At 35.6% G+C, this 18,682-nt stretch carries 33 protein-coding genes; all 33 read left to right on the forward strand.

Features of this window, described 5'->3' with window-relative positions; genetic code table 11:
- The first annotated feature begins 305 nt into the window (after positions 1–305).
- Positions 306–680 carry a 30S ribosomal protein S12 gene (gene rpsL / locus UH1x_RS12460; RefSeq protein ID WP_036152127.1) on the forward strand — a complete coding sequence of 125 codons (375 nt, stop codon included), beginning with the start codon at positions 306–308 and terminating at the stop codon, positions 678–680.
- Positions 681–703: 23 nt separating this feature from the next.
- Positions 704–1,180, forward strand: a complete 477-nt coding sequence (rpsG, locus tag UH1x_RS12465; RefSeq protein WP_027064831.1) for a 30S ribosomal protein S7 — start codon at positions 704–706, stop codon at positions 1,178–1,180.
- A gap of 6 nt (positions 1,181–1,186) precedes the next feature.
- Positions 1,187–3,319, forward strand: a complete 2,133-nt coding sequence (gene fusA, locus UH1x_RS12470; RefSeq protein WP_036152129.1) for an elongation factor G — start codon at positions 1,187–1,189, stop codon at positions 3,317–3,319.
- A gap of 9 nt (positions 3,320–3,328) precedes the next feature.
- Positions 3,329–3,634, forward strand: a complete 306-nt coding sequence (rpsJ, locus tag UH1x_RS12475; RefSeq protein WP_007094989.1) for a 30S ribosomal protein S10 — start codon at positions 3,329–3,331, stop codon at positions 3,632–3,634.
- Between the two features lie 145 nt (positions 3,635–3,779).
- Positions 3,780–4,397, forward strand: coding sequence for a 50S ribosomal protein L3 (gene rplC / locus UH1x_RS12480; RefSeq protein ID WP_036152131.1), 618 nt, complete (start codon positions 3,780–3,782; stop codon positions 4,395–4,397).
- Positions 4,398–4,401: 4 nt separating this feature from the next.
- Positions 4,402–5,034, forward strand: a complete 633-nt coding sequence (gene rplD / locus UH1x_RS12485) for a 50S ribosomal protein L4 (protein ID WP_036152134.1) — start codon at positions 4,402–4,404, stop codon at positions 5,032–5,034.
- 4 nt (positions 5,035–5,038) lie between these two features.
- Positions 5,039–5,329 (forward strand): 50S ribosomal protein L23, encoded by a 291-nt coding sequence (gene rplW / locus UH1x_RS12490; protein ID WP_036152136.1) that lies wholly within the window; start codon positions 5,039–5,041, stop codon positions 5,327–5,329.
- 9 nt (positions 5,330–5,338) lie between these two features.
- A complete protein-coding gene (rplB, locus tag UH1x_RS12495) occupies positions 5,339–6,163 on the forward strand; it encodes a 50S ribosomal protein L2 (protein WP_482621984.1) in 825 nt (274 codons plus the stop codon).
- A gap of 14 nt (positions 6,164–6,177) precedes the next feature.
- Positions 6,178–6,456: a 30S ribosomal protein S19 gene (gene rpsS / locus UH1x_RS12500; protein ID WP_036152139.1), complete on the forward strand. Its 279-nt coding sequence runs from the start codon at positions 6,178–6,180 to the stop codon at positions 6,454–6,456.
- Positions 6,457–6,459: 3 nt separating this feature from the next.
- Positions 6,460–6,867, forward strand: a complete 408-nt coding sequence (gene rplV, locus UH1x_RS12505) for a 50S ribosomal protein L22 (protein WP_482621986.1) — start codon at positions 6,460–6,462, stop codon at positions 6,865–6,867.
- Position 6,868: 1 nt separating this feature from the next.
- Positions 6,869–7,585, forward strand: a complete 717-nt coding sequence (rpsC, locus tag UH1x_RS12510; RefSeq protein WP_036152143.1) for a 30S ribosomal protein S3 — start codon at positions 6,869–6,871, stop codon at positions 7,583–7,585.
- 20 nt (positions 7,586–7,605) lie between these two features.
- Positions 7,606–8,034 carry a 50S ribosomal protein L16 gene (rplP, locus tag UH1x_RS12515; protein ID WP_036152144.1) on the forward strand — a complete coding sequence of 143 codons (429 nt, stop codon included), beginning with the start codon at positions 7,606–7,608 and terminating at the stop codon, positions 8,032–8,034.
- A gap of 12 nt (positions 8,035–8,046) precedes the next feature.
- A complete protein-coding gene (gene rpmC, locus UH1x_RS12520) occupies positions 8,047–8,238 on the forward strand; it encodes a 50S ribosomal protein L29 (protein ID WP_036152146.1) in 192 nt (63 codons plus the stop codon).
- 12 nt (positions 8,239–8,250) lie between these two features.
- Positions 8,251–8,508, forward strand: a complete 258-nt coding sequence (rpsQ, locus tag UH1x_RS12525) for a 30S ribosomal protein S17 (RefSeq protein WP_027064820.1) — start codon at positions 8,251–8,253, stop codon at positions 8,506–8,508.
- 3 nt (positions 8,509–8,511) lie between these two features.
- A complete protein-coding gene (rplN, locus tag UH1x_RS12530; protein ID WP_027064819.1) occupies positions 8,512–8,880 on the forward strand; it encodes a 50S ribosomal protein L14 in 369 nt (122 codons plus the stop codon).
- 13 nt (positions 8,881–8,893) lie between these two features.
- Positions 8,894–9,208, forward strand: coding sequence for a 50S ribosomal protein L24 (rplX, locus tag UH1x_RS12535; protein WP_036152148.1), 315 nt, complete (start codon positions 8,894–8,896; stop codon positions 9,206–9,208).
- A gap of 2 nt (positions 9,209–9,210) precedes the next feature.
- Complete coding sequence (rplE, locus tag UH1x_RS12540; protein WP_036152150.1) at positions 9,211–9,762, forward strand: 50S ribosomal protein L5; 552 nt, start codon at positions 9,211–9,213, stop codon at positions 9,760–9,762.
- A gap of 1 nt (position 9,763) precedes the next feature.
- Entirely contained in the window at positions 9,764–10,033 is a 270-nt protein-coding gene (rpsN, locus tag UH1x_RS12545; RefSeq protein ID WP_036152152.1) for a 30S ribosomal protein S14, read from the forward strand.
- 66 nt (positions 10,034–10,099) lie between these two features.
- Positions 10,100–10,498, forward strand: coding sequence for a 30S ribosomal protein S8 (gene rpsH, locus UH1x_RS12550; RefSeq protein ID WP_036152154.1), 399 nt, complete (start codon positions 10,100–10,102; stop codon positions 10,496–10,498).
- 19 nt (positions 10,499–10,517) lie between these two features.
- Positions 10,518–11,060: a 50S ribosomal protein L6 gene (gene rplF / locus UH1x_RS12555; RefSeq protein WP_036152156.1), complete on the forward strand. Its 543-nt coding sequence runs from the start codon at positions 10,518–10,520 to the stop codon at positions 11,058–11,060.
- A gap of 11 nt (positions 11,061–11,071) precedes the next feature.
- Positions 11,072–11,428, forward strand: a complete 357-nt coding sequence (rplR, locus tag UH1x_RS12560) for a 50S ribosomal protein L18 (protein WP_036152157.1) — start codon at positions 11,072–11,074, stop codon at positions 11,426–11,428.
- A 9-nt stretch (positions 11,429–11,437) separates the two neighbouring features.
- Complete coding sequence (gene rpsE, locus UH1x_RS12565) at positions 11,438–11,962, forward strand: 30S ribosomal protein S5 (protein WP_058103817.1); 525 nt, start codon at positions 11,438–11,440, stop codon at positions 11,960–11,962.
- Between the two features lie 10 nt (positions 11,963–11,972).
- On the forward strand, positions 11,973–12,152 hold the full coding sequence (rpmD, locus tag UH1x_RS12570; RefSeq protein WP_036152161.1) for a 50S ribosomal protein L30: 180 nt from the start codon (positions 11,973–11,975) through the stop codon (positions 12,150–12,152).
- 12 nt (positions 12,153–12,164) lie between these two features.
- Complete coding sequence (gene rplO, locus UH1x_RS12575) at positions 12,165–12,617, forward strand: 50S ribosomal protein L15 (RefSeq protein WP_036152163.1); 453 nt, start codon at positions 12,165–12,167, stop codon at positions 12,615–12,617.
- Positions 12,618–12,631: 14 nt separating this feature from the next.
- The gene (gene secY / locus UH1x_RS12580; protein ID WP_036152165.1) at positions 12,632–13,975 is read left to right on the forward strand and encodes a preprotein translocase subunit SecY; all 1,344 of its coding nucleotides are present in this window, start codon (positions 12,632–12,634) and stop codon (positions 13,973–13,975) included.
- Positions 13,976–13,978: 3 nt separating this feature from the next.
- A complete protein-coding gene (gene infA, locus UH1x_RS12585; RefSeq protein WP_013305172.1) occupies positions 13,979–14,194 on the forward strand; it encodes a translation initiation factor IF-1 in 216 nt (71 codons plus the stop codon).
- Positions 14,195–14,202: 8 nt separating this feature from the next.
- On the forward strand, positions 14,203–14,319 hold the full coding sequence (gene ykgO, locus UH1x_RS12590; RefSeq protein ID WP_013305171.1) for a type B 50S ribosomal protein L36: 117 nt from the start codon (positions 14,203–14,205) through the stop codon (positions 14,317–14,319).
- A 2-nt stretch (positions 14,320–14,321) separates the two neighbouring features.
- Entirely contained in the window at positions 14,322–14,696 is a 375-nt protein-coding gene (gene rpsM / locus UH1x_RS12595; RefSeq protein WP_036152167.1) for a 30S ribosomal protein S13, read from the forward strand.
- A gap of 9 nt (positions 14,697–14,705) precedes the next feature.
- Positions 14,706–15,098 (forward strand): 30S ribosomal protein S11, encoded by a 393-nt coding sequence (gene rpsK / locus UH1x_RS12600; protein ID WP_036152169.1) that lies wholly within the window; start codon positions 14,706–14,708, stop codon positions 15,096–15,098.
- An 89-nt stretch (positions 15,099–15,187) separates the two neighbouring features.
- On the forward strand, positions 15,188–15,793 hold the full coding sequence (rpsD, locus tag UH1x_RS12605) for a 30S ribosomal protein S4 (protein WP_396632095.1): 606 nt from the start codon (positions 15,188–15,190) through the stop codon (positions 15,791–15,793).
- A 17-nt stretch (positions 15,794–15,810) separates the two neighbouring features.
- Positions 15,811–16,803 (forward strand): DNA-directed RNA polymerase subunit alpha, encoded by a 993-nt coding sequence (locus tag UH1x_RS12610; protein WP_036152173.1) that lies wholly within the window; start codon positions 15,811–15,813, stop codon positions 16,801–16,803.
- A 59-nt stretch (positions 16,804–16,862) separates the two neighbouring features.
- The gene (rplQ, locus tag UH1x_RS12615) at positions 16,863–17,396 is read left to right on the forward strand and encodes a 50S ribosomal protein L17 (RefSeq protein ID WP_036152175.1); all 534 of its coding nucleotides are present in this window, start codon (positions 16,863–16,865) and stop codon (positions 17,394–17,396) included.
- 94 nt (positions 17,397–17,490) lie between these two features.
- Positions 17,491–18,618: a glutamine-hydrolyzing carbamoyl-phosphate synthase small subunit gene (carA, locus tag UH1x_RS12620; protein ID WP_482621993.1), complete on the forward strand. Its 1,128-nt coding sequence runs from the start codon at positions 17,491–17,493 to the stop codon at positions 18,616–18,618.
- The last annotated feature ends 64 nt before the right edge of the window (positions 18,619–18,682 follow it).

The raw sequence follows: 18,682 nt of genomic DNA on the forward strand, positions 1-18,682 counted from the left end.
AGGAGTTACAGATTAAACACGATCCAGATTTAAAGTTATATAATTCAACATGGTTTTTTTTGTCATATTCGCAATTCTTCAAAAAAATACAGAAAAACTTGCATTTTATTCAGATCGAAAATTGTATGAGATTTGGTGATTAATTCTCAAGAATTAAGAACATATTAACTATGGTTTATTTGGTGTGAAAATGAGGTAATCAAAAAAAAATAAAAATAAATTGAACTTGGTTTGAATTTTACTGAAATATTACTACATTTGCCGACCCTTAAAGTAGGGGTAATTTTTATATATTATTTAATAGTATGCCAACAATATCACAATTAGTACGAATAGGAAGAGAGACGATTACTAAGAAGAGTAAATCGGCTGCTTTGGATTCGTGTCCTCAAAGAAGGGGTGTTTGTACACGTGTTTATACTACCACGCCTAAGAAACCAAATTCAGCTATGAGAAAAGTAGCAAGGGTAAGGTTGACTAATGGTAAGGAAGTGAATGCTTACATTCCAGGAGAGGGTCACAATCTTCAAGAGCACTCGATAGTATTAGTAAGAGGCGGAAGAGTTAAAGATTTACCAGGAGTTAGGTATCATATTGTACGTGGTGCATTGGACACAGCAGGTGTGGCCGGTAGAACACAGCGTAGATCTAAATATGGTGCAAAACGCCCTAAGAAGTAATTAAACTTGTTTAAAAGGAAGTAATGAGAAAAAGACAGGCAAAGAAAAGACCACTTTTACCAGATCCAAGATTTAATGATCAGTTGGTGACACGTTTCGTCAATATGATGATGTGGGATGGTAAAAAATCAGTTGCTTTTGGTGTTTTTTACGATGCAATTGATATCGTAGATGCAAAGAAGACTGATGAAGAGAAGACAGCTTTAGAACTTTGGAAAGATGCATTAAGTAATGTGATGCCGCACGTAGAAGTTAGAAGTAGAAGAGTTGGTGGTGCAACATTTCAAATTCCAATGCAGATTAGACCGGACCGTAAAATATCAACAGCTATGAAGTGGTTGATTAGTTATGCAAGAAAGCGTAACGAAAAAGGTATGGCCCAAAAATTGGCTGGAGAGATTTTAGCTGCTGCAAAAGAAGAAGGTGCAGCTGTTAAGAAAAGAGTCGATACGCACAAGATGGCTGAGGCAAACAAAGCATTTTCGCACTTTAGATTCTAAATAGACATGGCAAGAGATTTAAAATTTACAAGAAATATAGGTATTGCAGCACATATTGATGCTGGAAAAACTACTACTACAGAGCGTATACTTTTTTATACGGGTGTTAGTCATAAGATAGGTGAGGTTCATGATGGTGCCGCTACTATGGACTGGATGGAGCAGGAGCAAGAAAGAGGTATTACAATTACTTCTGCTGCTACTACATGTACATGGAAATTTCCTTTGGAAAATGCAAAAGAATTGCCTGATACAAAGGATTATCACTTTAATATAATAGATACTCCAGGTCACGTTGATTTTACCGTAGAGGTGAATCGTTCTTTACGTGTTTTGGATGGTTTGGTCTTTTTGTTTAGTGCTGTTGATGGTGTTGAGCCTCAATCAGAAACTAACTGGAGATTGGCTGATAATTATAAAGTTCCAAGAATAGGTTTTGTGAACAAAATGGACCGTCAAGGTTCTAATTTCCTTATGGTTTGTAAGCAAGTTAAGGAAATGTTAGGTTCTAATGCTGTGCCAATTGTACTTCCTATCGGTGATGAAGCTGATTTTAGAGGTATTGTTGATTTGGCTAAGAACAGGGCTATTGTTTGGCATGATGAAGGATTCGGTTCTACATTTGATGTAATTGATATTCCTGAAGAAATGAAAGCTGAAGTTAAGGAGTATAGAGCTGCTTTAATTGAAGCTGTTGCAGAATATGATGAGGAGTTGATGGAGAAATTCTTCGAAGACGAGGATTCTATTACTGAAGAAGAAGTACACGCTGCTTTAAGGGCTGCGGTTATGGATCGTGCAATAATTCCTATGATTTGTGGATCTTCATTTAAGAATAAAGGTGTTCAATTTTTATTGGATGCTGTTTGTAGATATTTACCTTCTCCTGTAGATAAGGATGATATCGAAGGAACAAATCCTGATACAGGTGCTGTTGAAAAACGTAAGCCTAATGTAAAAGAGCCGTTCTCGGCTTTAGCATTTAAGATTGCTACCGATCCTTTCGTGGGTAGATTGGCATTCTTTAGAACATATTCTGGTCGTTTAGATGCTGGATCTTATATATTGAACAATCGTTCAGGTAAAAAAGAACGTATTTCTCGTATTTATCAAATGCATTCCAATAAGCAAAATGCTATCGATTTTATCGAAGCAGGTGATATTGGTGCGGCTGTAGGTTTTAAAGACATTAAGACTGGTGATACCATGTCTGATGAAAAGCACCCAATTGTTTTGGAAAGCATGGACTTCCCGGAACCAGTAATTGGTATTGCTGTAGAGCCTAAAACGAAAGCGGATGTTGATAAGTTAGGTATGGCTTTAGCTAAATTAGCTGAGGAGGATCCTACTTTCCAAGTAAAAACTGATGAAGCTTCTGGACAGACAATTATATCTGGTATGGGTGAGCTTCACTTAGATATTATTGTTGATCGTTTAAGAAGAGAATTTAAGGTTGAAGTTAGTCAAGGTGAACCTCAAGTAGAATACAAAGAGGCGTTAACTAAAACGGCTGGACACAGAGAAACTTATAAGAAGCAATCTGGTGGTCGTGGTAAGTTTGGTGATATTGTATTTGAAATGGGTCCTGCTGATGAGGATTTCGAAGGAGAAGGACTTCAGTTTGTTGATGAAATTAAAGGTGGTCGTATTCCAAAAGAATTTATTCCATCTGTAGAGAAAGGTTTTAAAGTTGCAATGCAAAACGGACCTTTAGCTGGATATGAAATGGATTCTATGAAAGTTGTTCTTAAGGATGGATCTTTCCACCCTGTGGATTCTGATGCACTTTCTTTCGAATTAGCTGCAAAAATGGGTTACAAAGCTGCTGGTAAAGCTGCTGGTGCCGTTGTTATGGAGCCAATCATGAAGTTAGAAGTTATTACTCCTGAAGAAAACATGGGTGATATCGTTGGAGATTTAAATAGACGTAGAGGTACTATTGGTGATATGAGCGATAGAGCTGGAGCAAAAGTTGTTAAGGGTACAGTGCCATTATCTGAAATGTTTGGATATGTTACTTCTCTTAGAACATTATCTTCAGGTCGTGCAACTTCAACAATGGAATTTTCACACTATGCAGAAACTCCTTCTAATATTTCAGAAGAAGTTATCAAAGCAGCAAAAGGTATAACAGCATAAATTTAGGACATGAGTCAGAAAATTAGAATAAAACTTAAATCTTACGATCACAATTTGGTGGATAAGTCTGCTGAGAAGATTGTAAAAACGGTAAAGACTACCGGTGCTGTTGTAACAGGGCCAATTCCTTTACCAACACATAAAAAGATATTTACAGTATTGCGTTCACCGCACGTAAATAAAAAATCTAGAGAGCAGTTCCAATTAAGTTCTTATAAGAGATTATTGGATATCTATAGCTCTTCATCTAAAACTATTGATGCACTTATGAAGTTAGAGCTTCCAAGTGGTGTAGAAGTAGAGATTAAGGTGTAATTCACAATCTAATCCTTAATATGGGTTAGATAACATGTCCTAAGCTGCGTGCGAGGGAAAAACGGAAAAAATAATTTAGGGTTAAATTATTTTGACCCTATTTTTTTGAATAGAATTTAATAAGTAATAATTAATATAAATAAGTATGTCTGGGTTAATAGGAAAGAAAGTAGGCATGACCAGTATTTTTGACGAGAATGGAAAAAACATTCCATGTACCGTTATACAGGCTGGACCATGTGTAGTTACCCAAGTCAGAACCGAAGAGGTCGACGGGTATAGTGCCCTTCAACTTGGTTTCGATGACAAGGCAGAAAGTCGTGCTATTAAGGCTGAATTAGGCCATTTTAAAAAAGCAGGTGCTTCTCCTAAGAAAAAAGTCGTTGAGTTTCGAGATTTTGAAGGTGAATTTAAGTTAGGTGACACTGTTGGTGTTGATGTTTTTGCTGAGGGACAATTCGTGGATGTTATTGGTACATCTAAGGGTAAAGGTTTTCAGGGTGTTGTAAAACGTCACGGATTCGGCGGAGTTGGTCAAGCAACTCATGGTCAGCATAACAGACTTAGAGCTCCTGGTTCTATTGGTGCTGCATCATATCCTGCAAGAGTATTTAAAGGTATGAAAATGGCCGGTAGAATGGGTACTGATCGTGTAACGGTACAGAACCTTAGAGTTTTAAAAGTAGTTCCAGAAAAGAATCTTTTAGTAGTAAAAGGTTGTGTTCCGGGCCATAAGAATGCTTATGTAACCATACAAAGGTAGAGTAATGAAGATAGCAGTTTTAGATATTAAAGGAAAAGACACAGGTAGAAAGGCAAACCTTTCTGATGATGTTTTCGCTATAGAGCCTAATGATCATGCAGTTTACCTAGATGTAAAGCAGTATTTGGCTCACCAGAGACAAGGTACGCACAAAGCAAAGGAAAGAGCTGAGATTGCTGGTAGTACTAGAAAAATTAAGAAACAAAAAGGTACTGGTACTGCGAGAGCAGGTAGTATTAAATCTCCAGTCTTTAGAGGTGGTGGTAGAATATTTGGTCCTAGACCTAGAGATTATAGTCAAAAGTTAAATAAAAACTTAAAGCGTTTGGCAAGAAAATCTGCATTGACTTTAAAGTCTAAAGAGAATGCAATTTTAGTAGTTGAAGACTTTGATTTTGACACTCCAAAAACTAAAGATTTTGTTCAGGTTTTAAAGACTTTAGGTCTTGAGAATAAAAAGTCTTTAATAGTGTTGGGTGATTCAAATAAAGGTGTATATTTGTCTTCGCGTAATTTTAAAGGCTCAGAAGTTATAACTAACTCAGAATTAAGTACTTACAAAATTCTTCATGCTAATAGTGTGGTGTTGTTAGAAAGCTCTTTAGAAGGAATTGAATCGAATTTAAATAAACAATAATATCATGAGTGTGTTGATAAAACCAATTATAACGGAAAAGATGACTGCTGATAGCGAGTTGAATAACCGTTATGGATTCGTAGTTGACCCTAAGGCTAACAAGTTGCAGATTAAAGATGCGGTTGAAGCTACTTATGGTGTTTCTGTGAAGAAGGTTCGTACAATGAATTACGGTCCTTCAAGAAAATCCAGATATACAAAAACTGGTGTACAGCATGGAAAAACAAATGCTATTAAAAAAGCGATTGTTGATGTTGTAGAAGGTGATATTATCGATTTTTACAGTAATCTATAAAGACAAGAAATGTCAGTTAGAAAATTAAAACCAATCACTCCAGGACAGCGTTTTAGAGTAGTAAATGGATTTGACGCCATTACTGCTGATAAGCCGGAGAAAAGCTTGCTTGCTCCGTTAAAAAAGTCGGGAGGTAGAAACAGTCAAGGAAAGATGACCATACGCCAAAAAGGTGGAGGTCATAAAAGAAGGTATCGTGTAATAGATTTTAAGAGAGACAAACAAGATGTGTCTGCTACTGTTAAGACTATTGAGTACGATCCTAATAGAACTGCATTTATTGCTCTTTTGGAGTATGCAGATGGTGAGAAGCGTTATGTAATCGCTCAGAATGGTTTACAGGTTGATCAGCAGGTTTCTGCTGGTGCTACGGTAGCTCCTGAGATTGGTAATGCTTTGCCGTTAAGCGAAATTCCATTAGGTACTATAATTTCATGTATTGAGTTAAGACCTGGTCAAGGAGCTGTTATGGCTCGTAGTGCTGGTACATTTGCTCAACTTATGGCGAAGGACGGTAAATTTGTTACTGTTAAGATGCCATCTGGTGAAACTAGATTAATTCTTTCTGGTTGTATGGCAACTATTGGTGCTATATCTAACTCGGATCATCAATTATTGGTATCAGGTAAAGCTGGTAGAAGTAGATGGTTGGGTAGAAGACCTAGAACTAGACCGGTAGCTATGAACCCTGTCGATCACCCAATGGGTGGTGGTGAAGGTAGAGCTTCAGGTGGTCATCCAAGATCGAGAAACGGAGTACCTGCTAAAGGATTCAGAACTCGTTCTAAGACCAAGAGCACCAACAAGTATATAATAGAACGTAGAAAGAAATAAAAAAGTAGAAAGAAATGGCACGTTCACTAAAAAAAGGACCTTACGTTCACTATAGTTTGGAGAAAAAAATCCAACAAAGTGTATCATCCGGTAAAAAATCGGTTATCAAAACTTGGTCTAGAGCATCTATGATTACTCCTGATTTTGTTGGGATGACAATAGCGGTTCATAACGGAAAACAATTTGTACCTGTTTTTGTAACAGAAAACATGGTAGGACATAAACTTGGGGAATTTTCACCAACTAGATCTTTTAGAGGTCATGCGGGTGCGAAAAACAAAGGAAAAAAGTAAGCTATGGGAGTTCGTAAAAAACAGATGGCCGAAAGAATAAAGGCTGAGAAGAAGATGGTAGCTTTCGCTAAGTTGAATAACTGTCCTACTTCACCTAGAAAAATGCGTTTAGTTGCAGATTTAATTCGCGGTGTAAAGGTAGAGCAAGCATTAGCTATATTAAGGTTTAATCCTAAAGAAGCTTCTAGAAAGTTAGAGAAATTATTACTTTCAGCTTTGGCTAATTGGCAAGCAAAAAATGAAGATGCAAATTTAGAAGATGCTGATTTAATTGTTGCTGAGATTAGAGTAGATAGTGGTGCAATGTTGAAAAGATTGCGTCCTGCTCCACAAGGTAGAGCACATAGAATTAGAAAACGTTCAAACCATGTTACATTGGTTTTGGGTTCAAAAAACATAACAGAAAACTAGGATGGGACAGAAAACAAATCCAATAGGAAATCGTCTAGGAATCATAAGAGGTTGGGAGTCTAACTGGTATGGTGGAAACGATTACGGAGATAAATTGGCTGAGGATGATAAAATACGTAAGTATATTCATGCCAGACTTTCTAAAGCTAGTGTTTCAAGAGTTATAATTGAACGTACTCTTAAATTAATCACGGTTACTGTTACCACTGCTAGACCTGGTATCATTATCGGTAAAGGTGGTCAGGAAGTTGATAAATTAAAAGAGGAGTTGAAAAAGATCACCAATAAGGAGGTTCAAATCAACATTTTTGAAATAAAAAGACCTGAGCTTGATGCTAATTTAGTAGCTGCAAGTGTTGCTCGTCAAATAGAAAGTAGAATTTCTTTTAGAAGAGCAATAAAAATGGCAATCGCTGCAGCAATGCGTATGAATGCCGAAGGAATAAAGATTCAAATCTCTGGTAGATTGAATGGTGCTGAAATGGCACGTTCCGAATCTTATAAGGATGGTAGAATTCCATTATCTACTTTTAGAGCAGATATTGATTATGCTTTACAAGAAGCTCAAACTACATATGGTAAACTTGGTATTAAAGTTTGGATTATGAAAGGTGAGGTTTATGGTAAAAGAGAATTATCTCCATTAGTAGGGATGAAAAAAGATTCTTCCAAAGGTGGTAAGCAAGAAGGTGGAAGAAAACAACGTCGTAGAAAGTAATTTTTTAAAGAACTAAAGTAATGTTACAACCGAAAAGAACAAAGTTCCGTAAGATGCAGAAAGGCCGTATGAAAGGTCTTGCTGGAAGAGGACACCAACTTTCAAATGGTATGTTCGGTATAAAGAATGTTGATGATGCTGCATTTTTGACTTCACGCCAGATAGAAGCTGCTCGTATTGCTGCTACTAGATTTATGAAGAGAGAAGGTCAATTGTGGATTAAAATATTTCCAGACAAGCCGATTACCAAAAAGCCATTAGAAGTACGTATGGGTAAAGGTAAAGGTGCGCCAGAATATTTTGTAGCCGTGGTTAAGCCAGGTAGAATTATGTTCGAAGTAGCCGGAGTTCCTATGGAAGTAGCAAAAGAAGCTTTAAGATTAGCGGCTCAGAAACTTCCTGTAAAAACAAAATTCATTGTAGCTCGTGATTACGAGGCTGGAAATTAAACGTAAGTAATAATGAAAAAACAAGAGATTAAAGAAATGTCTGTGGAAGGACTTACGGAGAAATTGGCCGAGTACAAGAAGCAGCATGCAGATTTGAAAATGGCACATTTTGTAACTCCGTTAGAAAATCCGCTTCAGATTAGAAAAGTAAGGAGAACGGTAGCAAGATTAGCTACTGAATTAACTAATAGGGAGAACCAATAACTGGTGGGCTTTATGGAGAAAAGAAATTTAAGAAAAGAAAGAGTAGGAGTTGTTACTAGTAATAAAATGGAGAAATCTATTGTTATTGCTGAAGTAAAGAGGGTAAAACATCCTATGTACGGTAAATTCGTTTTGAAGACAAAGAAATATGTTGCACATGACGAAAAGAACGATTGTAACATTGGTGATACTGTAAAGATCATGGAAACAAGACCTATGAGTAAAACCAAATGTTGGAGATTAGTAGAAATCTTAGAAAGAGCTAAATAAGTTATGTTACAGCAAGAATCTAGACTAAAAGTAGCGGATAACACAGGGGCAAAGGAAGTTTTAACTATCCGTGTTCTTGGTGGTACCAAAAGAAGATATGCTTCAATAGGTGACAAAATTGTTGTTACTGTTAAAGAGGCAACTCCAAACGGAGGTATCAAGAAAGGTGCGGTTTCAACTGCTGTTGTAGTTCGTACAAAGAAAGAGGTTAGAAGACCTGATGGGTCTTATATCAGATTTGATGATAACGCTTGTGTGTTATTGAATCCTGCCGGAGAAATGAGAGGAACTCGTGTTTTTGGACCTGTAGCAAGAGAGCTTAGGGATAAGCAGTTCATGAAGATTGTATCATTGGCCCCAGAGGTATTATAATATAACGGACAAGATGAAAAAGTTAAAAATCAAAACAGGAGATACGGTAAGAATTACTGCTGGTGACCATAAAGGTACCGAAGGTAAAGTTATGCGTGTAAATCTTGAGAAAAATAAAGCCATCGTTGAAGGTGCCAATATGGTATCTAAACATGAGAAGCCTAGTGCTAAAAACCCTCAAGGTGGTATTGTAAAAAAAGAAGCTTTAATCCATATTTCTAATTTAGCGTTGATCGACAGTAAAACTGGCGATGTAACAAGAGTAGGTTACGAGATTAAGGATGGTAAAAAAGTTAGGGTTTCCAAAAAATCCAATGAAGTAATTTAGTTATGGCATACGTTGCAAGATTAAAGAAAGAGTATAAGGAGCGAATAGTAGCTGCCCTTACCGAAGAGTTTGGTTACAGTAATGTAATGCAGGTTCCTAAGTTAGAGAAGATAGTAATGAGTAGAGGTGTAGGAGCTGCTGTTGCTGATAAGAAACTTATTGACCATGCAATAGATGAGATGACTATGATAACGGGTCAAAAAGCCGTTGCTACTATGTCTAAGAAAGATGTTGCTGCCTTTAAATTAAGGAAAGGTATGCCAATTGGTGCTAAAGTTACCTTAAGAGGTGAGCGTATGTACGAATTTTTAGACCGTTTGGTTACTTCTGCGTTACCACGTGTAAGAGATTTTCAAGGTATTAAAGCTACTGGTTTTGATGGTCGTGGAAATTATAACCTGGGTGTAACGGAGCAAATTATATTTCCTGAAGTTAATATTGATAAAATCAATAGAATTAACGGTATGGATATTACATTTGTAACTTCTGCGGATACAGACAAAGAAGCGAAATCATTATTAACAGAATTAGGTTTACCTTTTAAAAAGAATTAGTATGGCTAAGGAATCAATGAAAGCCCGTGAGAGAAAAAGGGAAAAAACTGTAGCAGTGTATGCTGAGAAACGTAAAGCTTTAAAAGAAGCTGGTGATTACGAAGCGCTACAAAGATTACCTAAAAATGCATCTCCGGTACGTTTACACAATAGATGTAAGTTAACTGGAAGACCTAAAGGTTACATGAGAACTTTTGGTATTTCAAGGGTAAAATTCAGAGAGATGGCTAACGCTGGTTTAATACCAGGTGTTAAGAAAGCTAGCTGGTAAGTAAAGAATTATTAATGGATTCAGGTTTGGCTTAAGTGCTGAAAACCGTTTCCGAATTATATACATATGGTAACAGATACTATTGCAGATTACCTAACGAGAGTTAGAAACGCGAGTAGAGCGGGACATAGGGTTGTTGAAATCCCTGCGTCGAATCTAAAGAAAGAAATTACTAAAATATTATTCGACCAAGGATATATTTTGAGTTACAAGTTCGAAGAGAGCAAAGTTCAAGGTTCTATAAAAATAGCTTTGAAGTATGATAAGCTTACAAAAGAACCTGTTATCAAGAAAATACAGCGTATAAGTAAGCCTGGTCTTAGAAAATATGCAGGTAACGAAGATTTACCTCGTGTATTGAATGGTTTGGGTATTGCAATCGTTTCTACATCTCATGGTGTAATGACTAGCAAGCAGGCTAAGGCAGAGAAAGTTGGTGGTGAAGTTTTATGCTACGTTTATTAATTGATAAAAGATTTAGAAAATGTCTAGAATAGGTAATAATCCAGTCGCAATTCCTGAAGGGGTTACAGTTGAAATCAACGACAATATCATTTCTGTTAAAGGAAAGTTAGGTGAGTTGACTCAAGAGTTCTCAGGAGTATCGGTTAAAGTAGAAGACGGACAGGCTTTCGTTACAAGGCCATCTGATTCTAAGGACCATAAAGCAAAGCACGGTTTATATAGATCACTTATCACCAATATGGTAGAAGGTGTATCTAAAGGATGGACCAAAGAATTAGAATTAGTAGGTGTAGGTTATAGAGCAAGTAATCAAGGTCAAAAACTTGATTTGGCTTTAGGTTTTTCTCATAATATTGTTTTTGATCTTGCCCCAGAGGTAAAGGTTGAGACTATATCTGAAAAAGGTAAAAACCCTATTGTAAAGCTTACTTCTCATGACAAGCAATTAGTTGGTCATATAGCAGCAAAGATTAGATCTTTCCGTAGTCCGGAGCCGTACAAAGGGAAAGGAATTAAGTTTGTAGGTGAAATATTAAGAAGAAAAGCTGGTAAATCAGCTTAATAAAGGATATTATGGGATTATCAAAAACACAAAGAAAATTAAGAATCCGACGTAGAATACGTAAGGTTTCTTCTGGAACTGCAGCTAAACCAAGATTATCTGTATTTAGAAGTAACAGCGAAATTTACGCTCAAGTTATAGACGACGTTAAAGGAGTCACTTTAGTATCCGCTTCTTCAAGAGATAAGGATATTGCAAAAGTAAAAGGAAATAAAACCGAGATTGCTGCTTTGGTTGGTAAAACAATCGCTGAGAAATCTGTTAAAGCTGGCTTAGATAAAGTTGCTTTTGATAGAGGAGGTAATTTGTATCATGGAAGAGTAAAATCTTTAGCTGATGGTGCAAGAGAAGCAGGACTAAAATTCTAATATACTAGTATGTTCCAAAAATATAAAAACGTAGAGACTGTTAAACCAGGTGGTTTAGATTTAAAAGATAAATTAGTTGGTATTCAACGTGTAACTAAGGTAACAAAAGGTGGTAGAGCATTTGGTTTTTCTGCAATTGTTGTTGTAGGTGATGAGAATGGTGTTGTAGGTCACGGTTTAGGTAAGTCAAAAGAAGTTGCTACTGCAATTGCAAAGGCAATTGAAGATGGCAAGAAGAATTTAGTTCGTATTCCTTTAAATAAAGGAACTTTACCTCACGAGCAAAAAGGTAAATTTGGTGGTGCAAGAGTTTATATTCAGCCTGCATCTCATGGTACTGGGGTTATTGCTGGTGGTGCTGTAAGATCAGTATTAGAATCTGTAGGTGTACATGATGTATTATCTAAATCTCAGGGTTCATCCAATCCACATAACGTTGTAAAGGCTACATTTGATGCCTTATTACAACTTAGAGATGCAAAAACTATTGCTACACAAAGAGGTGTTTCTTTAGAAAAAGTGTTTAAAGGTTAAGAGGAAAATTATGGCAAAGATTAAAGTTACACAGTTAAAAAGTGGAATTAAGAAACCTCAAAATCAAAAAAGGACTTTAGAGGCTCTTGGTTTAAAAAGAATTGGTCAGGTTGTAGAACATGATGATACACCTAACATTCTTGGTATGATAAATAAAGTTAAACATTTAGTTTCCACTGAGGAAGCTTAAATTTAGAATAAAATGGGTTTACATAATTTACAGCCTGCAGAAGGTTCAGTGAATAGAGACGGAAAACGCCTTGGAAGAGGTCAGGGTTCTGGAAAAGGAGGAACAGCTGCAAGAGGTCATAAAGGAGCAAAATCAAGATCTGGTTATTCTAAGAAAATTGGTTTTGAAGGTGGTCAAATGCCTTTGCAACGTCGTGTACCTAAGTTCGGTTTTACGAATATCAATCGTAAGAGCTACCAAGGTATCAATTTAGAAAAGTTGCAAGAGCTTGTTGATAACAAAGTTATAACCAATGAAGTTTCTTTAGATCTTTTGATTGAGAATGGTTTAGTTGGTAAGAACGATTTAGTGAAAATTTTAGGAAATGGTGAATTAAAAGCATCTCTTAAAATTTCAGTACATAAATTTACAGCATCTGCCAAAGCAGCTATTGAAGCGGCAGGTGGTGAAGCAATAAGTTTGTAAGCATAAACGAGAGCATGAAGAATTTTATTGATACAATATCCAATATTTGGAAGATAGAAGAGCTAAGAAATAGAATTCTTATAACGTTAGGTCTTTTATTGGTTTACCGTTTTGGTTGTCAAATTGTACTTCCAGGTATAGATTCAACACAATTAGGTGGTTTAACGGATAGTACTGATCAAGGTATTTTTGGTCTTTTAAATGCATTTACAGGAGGAGCGTTTGCTAATGCTTCTGTTTTTGCATTAGGTATCATGCCTTATATCTCTGCATCTATTGTAGTTCAATTAATGGGTATTGCAATTCCTTATCTTCAGAAATTACAAAAAGAAGGAGAAAGTGGTCGTAAGACTATTAATCAAATTACTAGATGGTTGACTATCGGTATTTGTATTGTTCAAGCTCCTGCATATTTGTATGGTCTTGAGGCTTTCGGTGTAAGGGATAGTGCTTTCTTATTAGGGAAAGGATTAGATTTTATGGTTCCAGCTGTTATTATATTGGTAACAGGTACTGTGTTTGCAATGTGGTTAGGTGAGAAAATTACTGATAAAGGTATTGGTAATGGTATTTCACTTTTGATTATGATAGGTATAATCGCTACAATGCCTCAGTCGTTCGTTCAAGAATTTATATCAAGAACTACTAATAATAATGGTGGACTAATGTTCATATTAATTGAAGTAATTGTTTGGTTCCTAGTAATCTTGGCTTGTATTCTGTTAGTAATGGCTACAAGACAAATTCCTGTGCAATATGCAAGAAGAACCGCTTCTGGTGGATATGAGAAAAACATCATGGGTTCTAGACAGTATATACCATTAAAGTTAAACGCTTCAGGAGTAATGCCAATAATCTTTGCTCAGGCAATAATGTTTGTACCGGGTATGATAGGTGGAGCTTTTGATGATACTTCATTTGGACAATGGATGCAAGTACAGTTTAGCGATATTTTTGGTTGGGCTTATAATTTGCTTTTTGCAATATTGATTATAATCTTCACATATTTTTATACTGCAATTACGGTTCCTACCAATAAGATGGCAGATGACCTTAAAAGGAGTGGTGGTTTTATCCCTGGAATTCGTCCAGGAAAAGAAACTGGAGATTATTTAGATAAGATTATGTCATTAATAACGTTACCTGGATCTATTTTCTTAGCTTTGCTGGCTATTTTACCGGCGATAGTGGTAAAGTTGATGGATGTTCAAGCTGGATGGGCGTTATTTTACGGTGGTACTTCACTTTTAATTATGGTGGGTGTTGCTATAGATACGGTACAACAGGTTAATTCGTATTTGTTGAATAGACATTATGACGGCTTAATGAAAACTGGTAAAAATAGAAAAGTAGCATAATTTATGGCTAAGCAGGCAGCAATAGAACAAGATGGATCTATCATTGAAGCATTATCAAATGCAATGTTTCGTGTAGAATTGGAGAATGGACATGTGGTAACAGCGCATATATCAGGTAAGATGCGTATGCACTATATAAAACTATTACCTGGAGATAAGGTTAAATTGGAGATGAGTCCATATGACCTTACTAAAGCAAGAATTACATATAGATACTAAGATACAAGATGAAAGTAAGAGCATCAGTTAAGAAGAGAAGTGCCGACTGCAAGATTGTTCGCAGAAAAGGCAGGTTGTACGTAATCAACAAAAAGAATCCTAGATTTAAACAAAGACAAGGGTAATTATGGCAAGAATCGCAGGTATAGATATACCAAAACAAAAGAGAGGCGTTATCGCCTTAACCTATATTTTCGGAATTGGAAGAAGTAGGTCACAAGAAATATTGAGTAAAGCCCAAGTTAGCGAAGATACTAAGGTTTCTGATTGGAATGATGATGAAATAGGTCGTATCAGGGAAGCTGTTTCTGAATTTACCATTGAAGGTGAGTTACGTTCAGAGACTCAGTTGAACATTAAGCGTTTAATGGATATTGGCTGTTATAGAGGTATTCGTCACAGGTCAGGTTTGCCTTTAAGAGGTCAACGTACTAAAAACAACTCTAGAACTAGAAAAGGAAAGCGTAAAACAGTTGCTAACAAGAAGAAAGCAACTAAATAATAATTAGGTATGGCAAAGGCAAATACTAAAGTTACCAAGAAACGTAAAGTTATAGTTGATTCTGTAGGTGAGGCGCACATAAGTGCATCTTTCAACAACATCATTATCTCTTTGACAAATAAAAAGGGAGATGTTATTTCTTGGTCATCTGCCGGTAAATTAGGTTTTAGAGGGTCTAAGAAAAATACACCTTATGCTGCACAAGTTGCTGCAGAAGATTGTTCTAAAGTTGCTCATGAAGCAGGTTTAAGAAAAGTTAAGGTATATGTAAAAGGTCCAGGTAATGGTAGAGAATCTGCAATCAGATCTTTACATAATGCTGGTATCGAAGTAACTGAGATTATCGATGTTACTCCAATGCCTCACAACGGATGTAGACCTCCTAAGAGAAGAAGAGTTTAATTAATTACTATTATATTTCACCGAAAGTGTAGTTACGATTATCGAAGGATAAGCCTTAATTCATAATCTCACTTTCAAATTAAAAGAAAATGGCAAGATATACAGGACCAAAATCAAAAATCGCACGTAAATTCGGCGAAGCAATTTTCGGAGATGATAAATCTTTCGAAAAAAAGAATTACCCTCCAGGACAACACGGAAACAACAGAAGAAGAGGCAAGAAGTCTGAGTACTCTGTTCAGTTGATGGAGAAGCAAAAAGCTAAATATACTTACGGTATTTTAGAAAAGCAATTTAGAAACTTATTCCAAACTGCAAAGAGAAAAGAAGGTGTTGCTGGTGAGATTTTACTTCAATTATGTGAGTCTCGTTTAGATAACGTAGTTTTTAGAATGGGTATATCTCCAACTAGAAGTGGTGCAAGACAATTAGTTTCTCATAGACATATTACAGTTAATGGAGAGTTGGTTAATATACCATCTTACTCATTAAAAGCAGGTGATGTTGTTGGTGTTAGAGAAAAATCTAAATCATTACAAAGTATACAAGATTCATTAGCTGCTAGTAGTGCAGTATATGAGTGGATTTCTTGGAACAGTGAGAAGAAGGAAGGTACTTATGTTAGTATTCCAGAAAGATTACAGATTCCAGAAAATATCAAAGAACAATTAATCGTGGAGTTATACTCTAAATAAACAATACCGATCCAATTATGGCATTATTTAATTTTCAGAAACCCGATAAAGTAATAATGATCGATTCCTCTGATTTCGAAGGGAAGTTCGAATTTCGCCCTTTGGAACCTGGTTATGGATTAACTGTTGGGAATGCATTAAGACGAGTATTGCTTTCTTCTTTAGAGGGTCATGCAATTACTTCGGTTAGGATTGATAAGGTAGAGCATGAGTTTTCTACCATACCTGGCGTTGTTGAAGATGTAACAGAGATTATATTAAACTTGAAACAAGTTCGTTTCAAGAAGCAAATAGAAGATTCTGAAGCTGAAGTTGTTTCAATTTCTGTAAGTGGTAAGAATCAATTAACTGCTGGTGATTTTCAAAAGTTTATTTCTGGATATCAAGTTTTAAATCCAGATTTAGTTCTTTGTAATATGGATGCTAAAGTTAGTATCAATATGGAGATAACTATTGAAAAAGGTAGAGGTTATGTTCCTGCAGAGGAAAATAAGAAATCTGGTGCACCATTAGGTACAATAGCTGTTGATTCTATTTTTACGCCAATTAAGAATGTAAAATATAGTATTGAAAACTTTCGTGTAGAGCAAAAAACCGATTATGAAAAATTGGTTTTTGAAATATCTTCAGATGGGTCAATTCATCCAAAAGATGCTTTAACTGAAGCAGCAAAAGTTCTTATACATCACTTCATGTTATTCTCTGATGAGCGTATTACATTAGAAGCTGATGAGATTGCTCAGACTGAGACTTATGATGAAGAGTCTTTACACATGAGACAATTGTTGAAAACTAAATTAGTGGATATGGACCTTTCTGTTCGTGCTCTAAATTGTTTAAAAGCTGCTGAAGTAGATACTTTAGGAGATTTAGTTTCCTTCAATAAGAATGATTTAATGAAGTTTAGAAACTTCGGTAAGAAATCTTTAACTGAACTTGAAGAACTTGTTATTAATAAGGGATTAAGTTTTGGTATGGATTTATCAAAATACAAATTAGATAAAGATTAAATAATCATATTTTGCTCCTCGTTCTGTCGAGTTTGGTAGCAAGATGATAAAATTAAAACATGAGACACGGTAAAAAAATTAACCACTTAGGTAGAAAGACTGCTCATAGAAAAGCAATGTTAGCAAACATGGCTTGTTCTTTGATCGAGCACAAAAGAATCAACACTACAGTTGCTAAAGCTAAAGCTTTAAAGCAGTTTATTGAGCCTTTGATTACAAAATCAAAAGCGGAAAATAATGTTAGTGCTGAGAAAGGTACTCATAATAGACGTATTGTTTTTAAGAACCTACGTGATAAGTATGCTGTAACAGAATTGTTCAGTGTAGTATCTGAAAAGGTTGCTGATAGACCAGGTGGTTATACTAGAATTATCAAATTAGGTAATCGTTTAGGTGATAACGCTGATATGGCAATGATAGAATTAGTTGATTTCAACGAATTGTATAATGCTGGTAAGCCTAAGAAGAAATCTACTAGAAGAAGTAGAAGATCAGGTGGTAGTGATGCTGCTGCGGTTTCTGCAGAGAAAGAAACTAAAGTTGAAGAAGCTCAAACAGAAACAGAAGCTAAGACAGATGATTCTAAGGAATAAAATTGTCGATAAATATTAATAATGAAAAAGGATAAGCTTTCTAGCTTATCCTTTTTTTATGTTTTTTTGTGAACGAATAAATTATAAGACTAAAATGAAATATCAGGCAAAGAGAAAAGCTATTATATTACTTGCAGATGGTACTATCTTTTATGGAAAATCTGTTGGCGATAAAGAAGGTACTGCCTTTGGAGAAGTGTGCTTTAATACGGGAATGACAGGTTATCAGGAGATTTTTACTGATCCTTCTTATTTTGGGCAAATTATGGTAACTACTAATGCACATATTGGTAATTATGGAGTAAATAAAGATGAAGTTGAATCTGAGTCTATTAAGATATCTGGATTAGTTTGTAGAAATTTTAGCTATGAATATTCTAGACCTTTGGCAGATGATAGTTTACAAGGTTTTTTAGATAAAAATGAATTATTTGCAATATCTGATGTAGATACACGTGCCTTAGTTAGTTATATTAGAGATAATGGAGCAATGAATGCTGTAATTTCTACGGATATAGAGAACATAGAAGACTTAAAAAAACAGTTAAGTGAAGTGCCTAGTATGGAAGGACTAGAGTTGGCTTCTAAAGTTTCTACGAAAGAGCCCTATTTTGTAGGTGATGAAAATGCTACTTTCAAAATTGCCGCACTTGATATAGGTATTAAAAAGAATATTTTAAGAAATCTAGTTAAGCGTGGAGCTTATGTAAAAGTGTTTCCTTTTAACAGTAGTTTTGAAGAAATGTCTTCTTGGAATCCTGATGCATTTTTTATCTCTAATGGTCCTGGTGATCCAGAGCCTTTGGTTGATGCCATAACTGCAGTTAAAAAAATGATACAAACAGATAAGCCTCTTTTCGGTATTTGTTTGGGTCATCAAGTTTTAGCTTTGGCAAACGGAGTTTCAACTTATAAAATGCATAATGGACATAGGGGTATTAATCATCCAATACTAAATTTGATTACAGGTAAAGGAGAGATTACTTCTCAAAACCACGGCTTTGCAATTAATAGGGAAGAAACAGAGGCTAATGAGAATTTAGAAATTACGCATACACATCTTAATGATAAGACGGTTGCTGGTATTCGTATGAAAAATAAGGATGTATTCTCTGTTCAATATCACCCAGAAGCAAGTCCAGGTCCCCATGATGCTGATTACCTTTTTGATGATTTTTTCAAATTAATTGAGAAAAGTTCAAAACATAACGAAATAGTTTAAATTAACATTAATTAATTGGGAAATGTTGGGTTTAAACAAACCCAGTGATTTCCCTGTTTTGTAT

It is taken from the genome of Maribacter sp. UH1 (assembly GCF_056839145.1).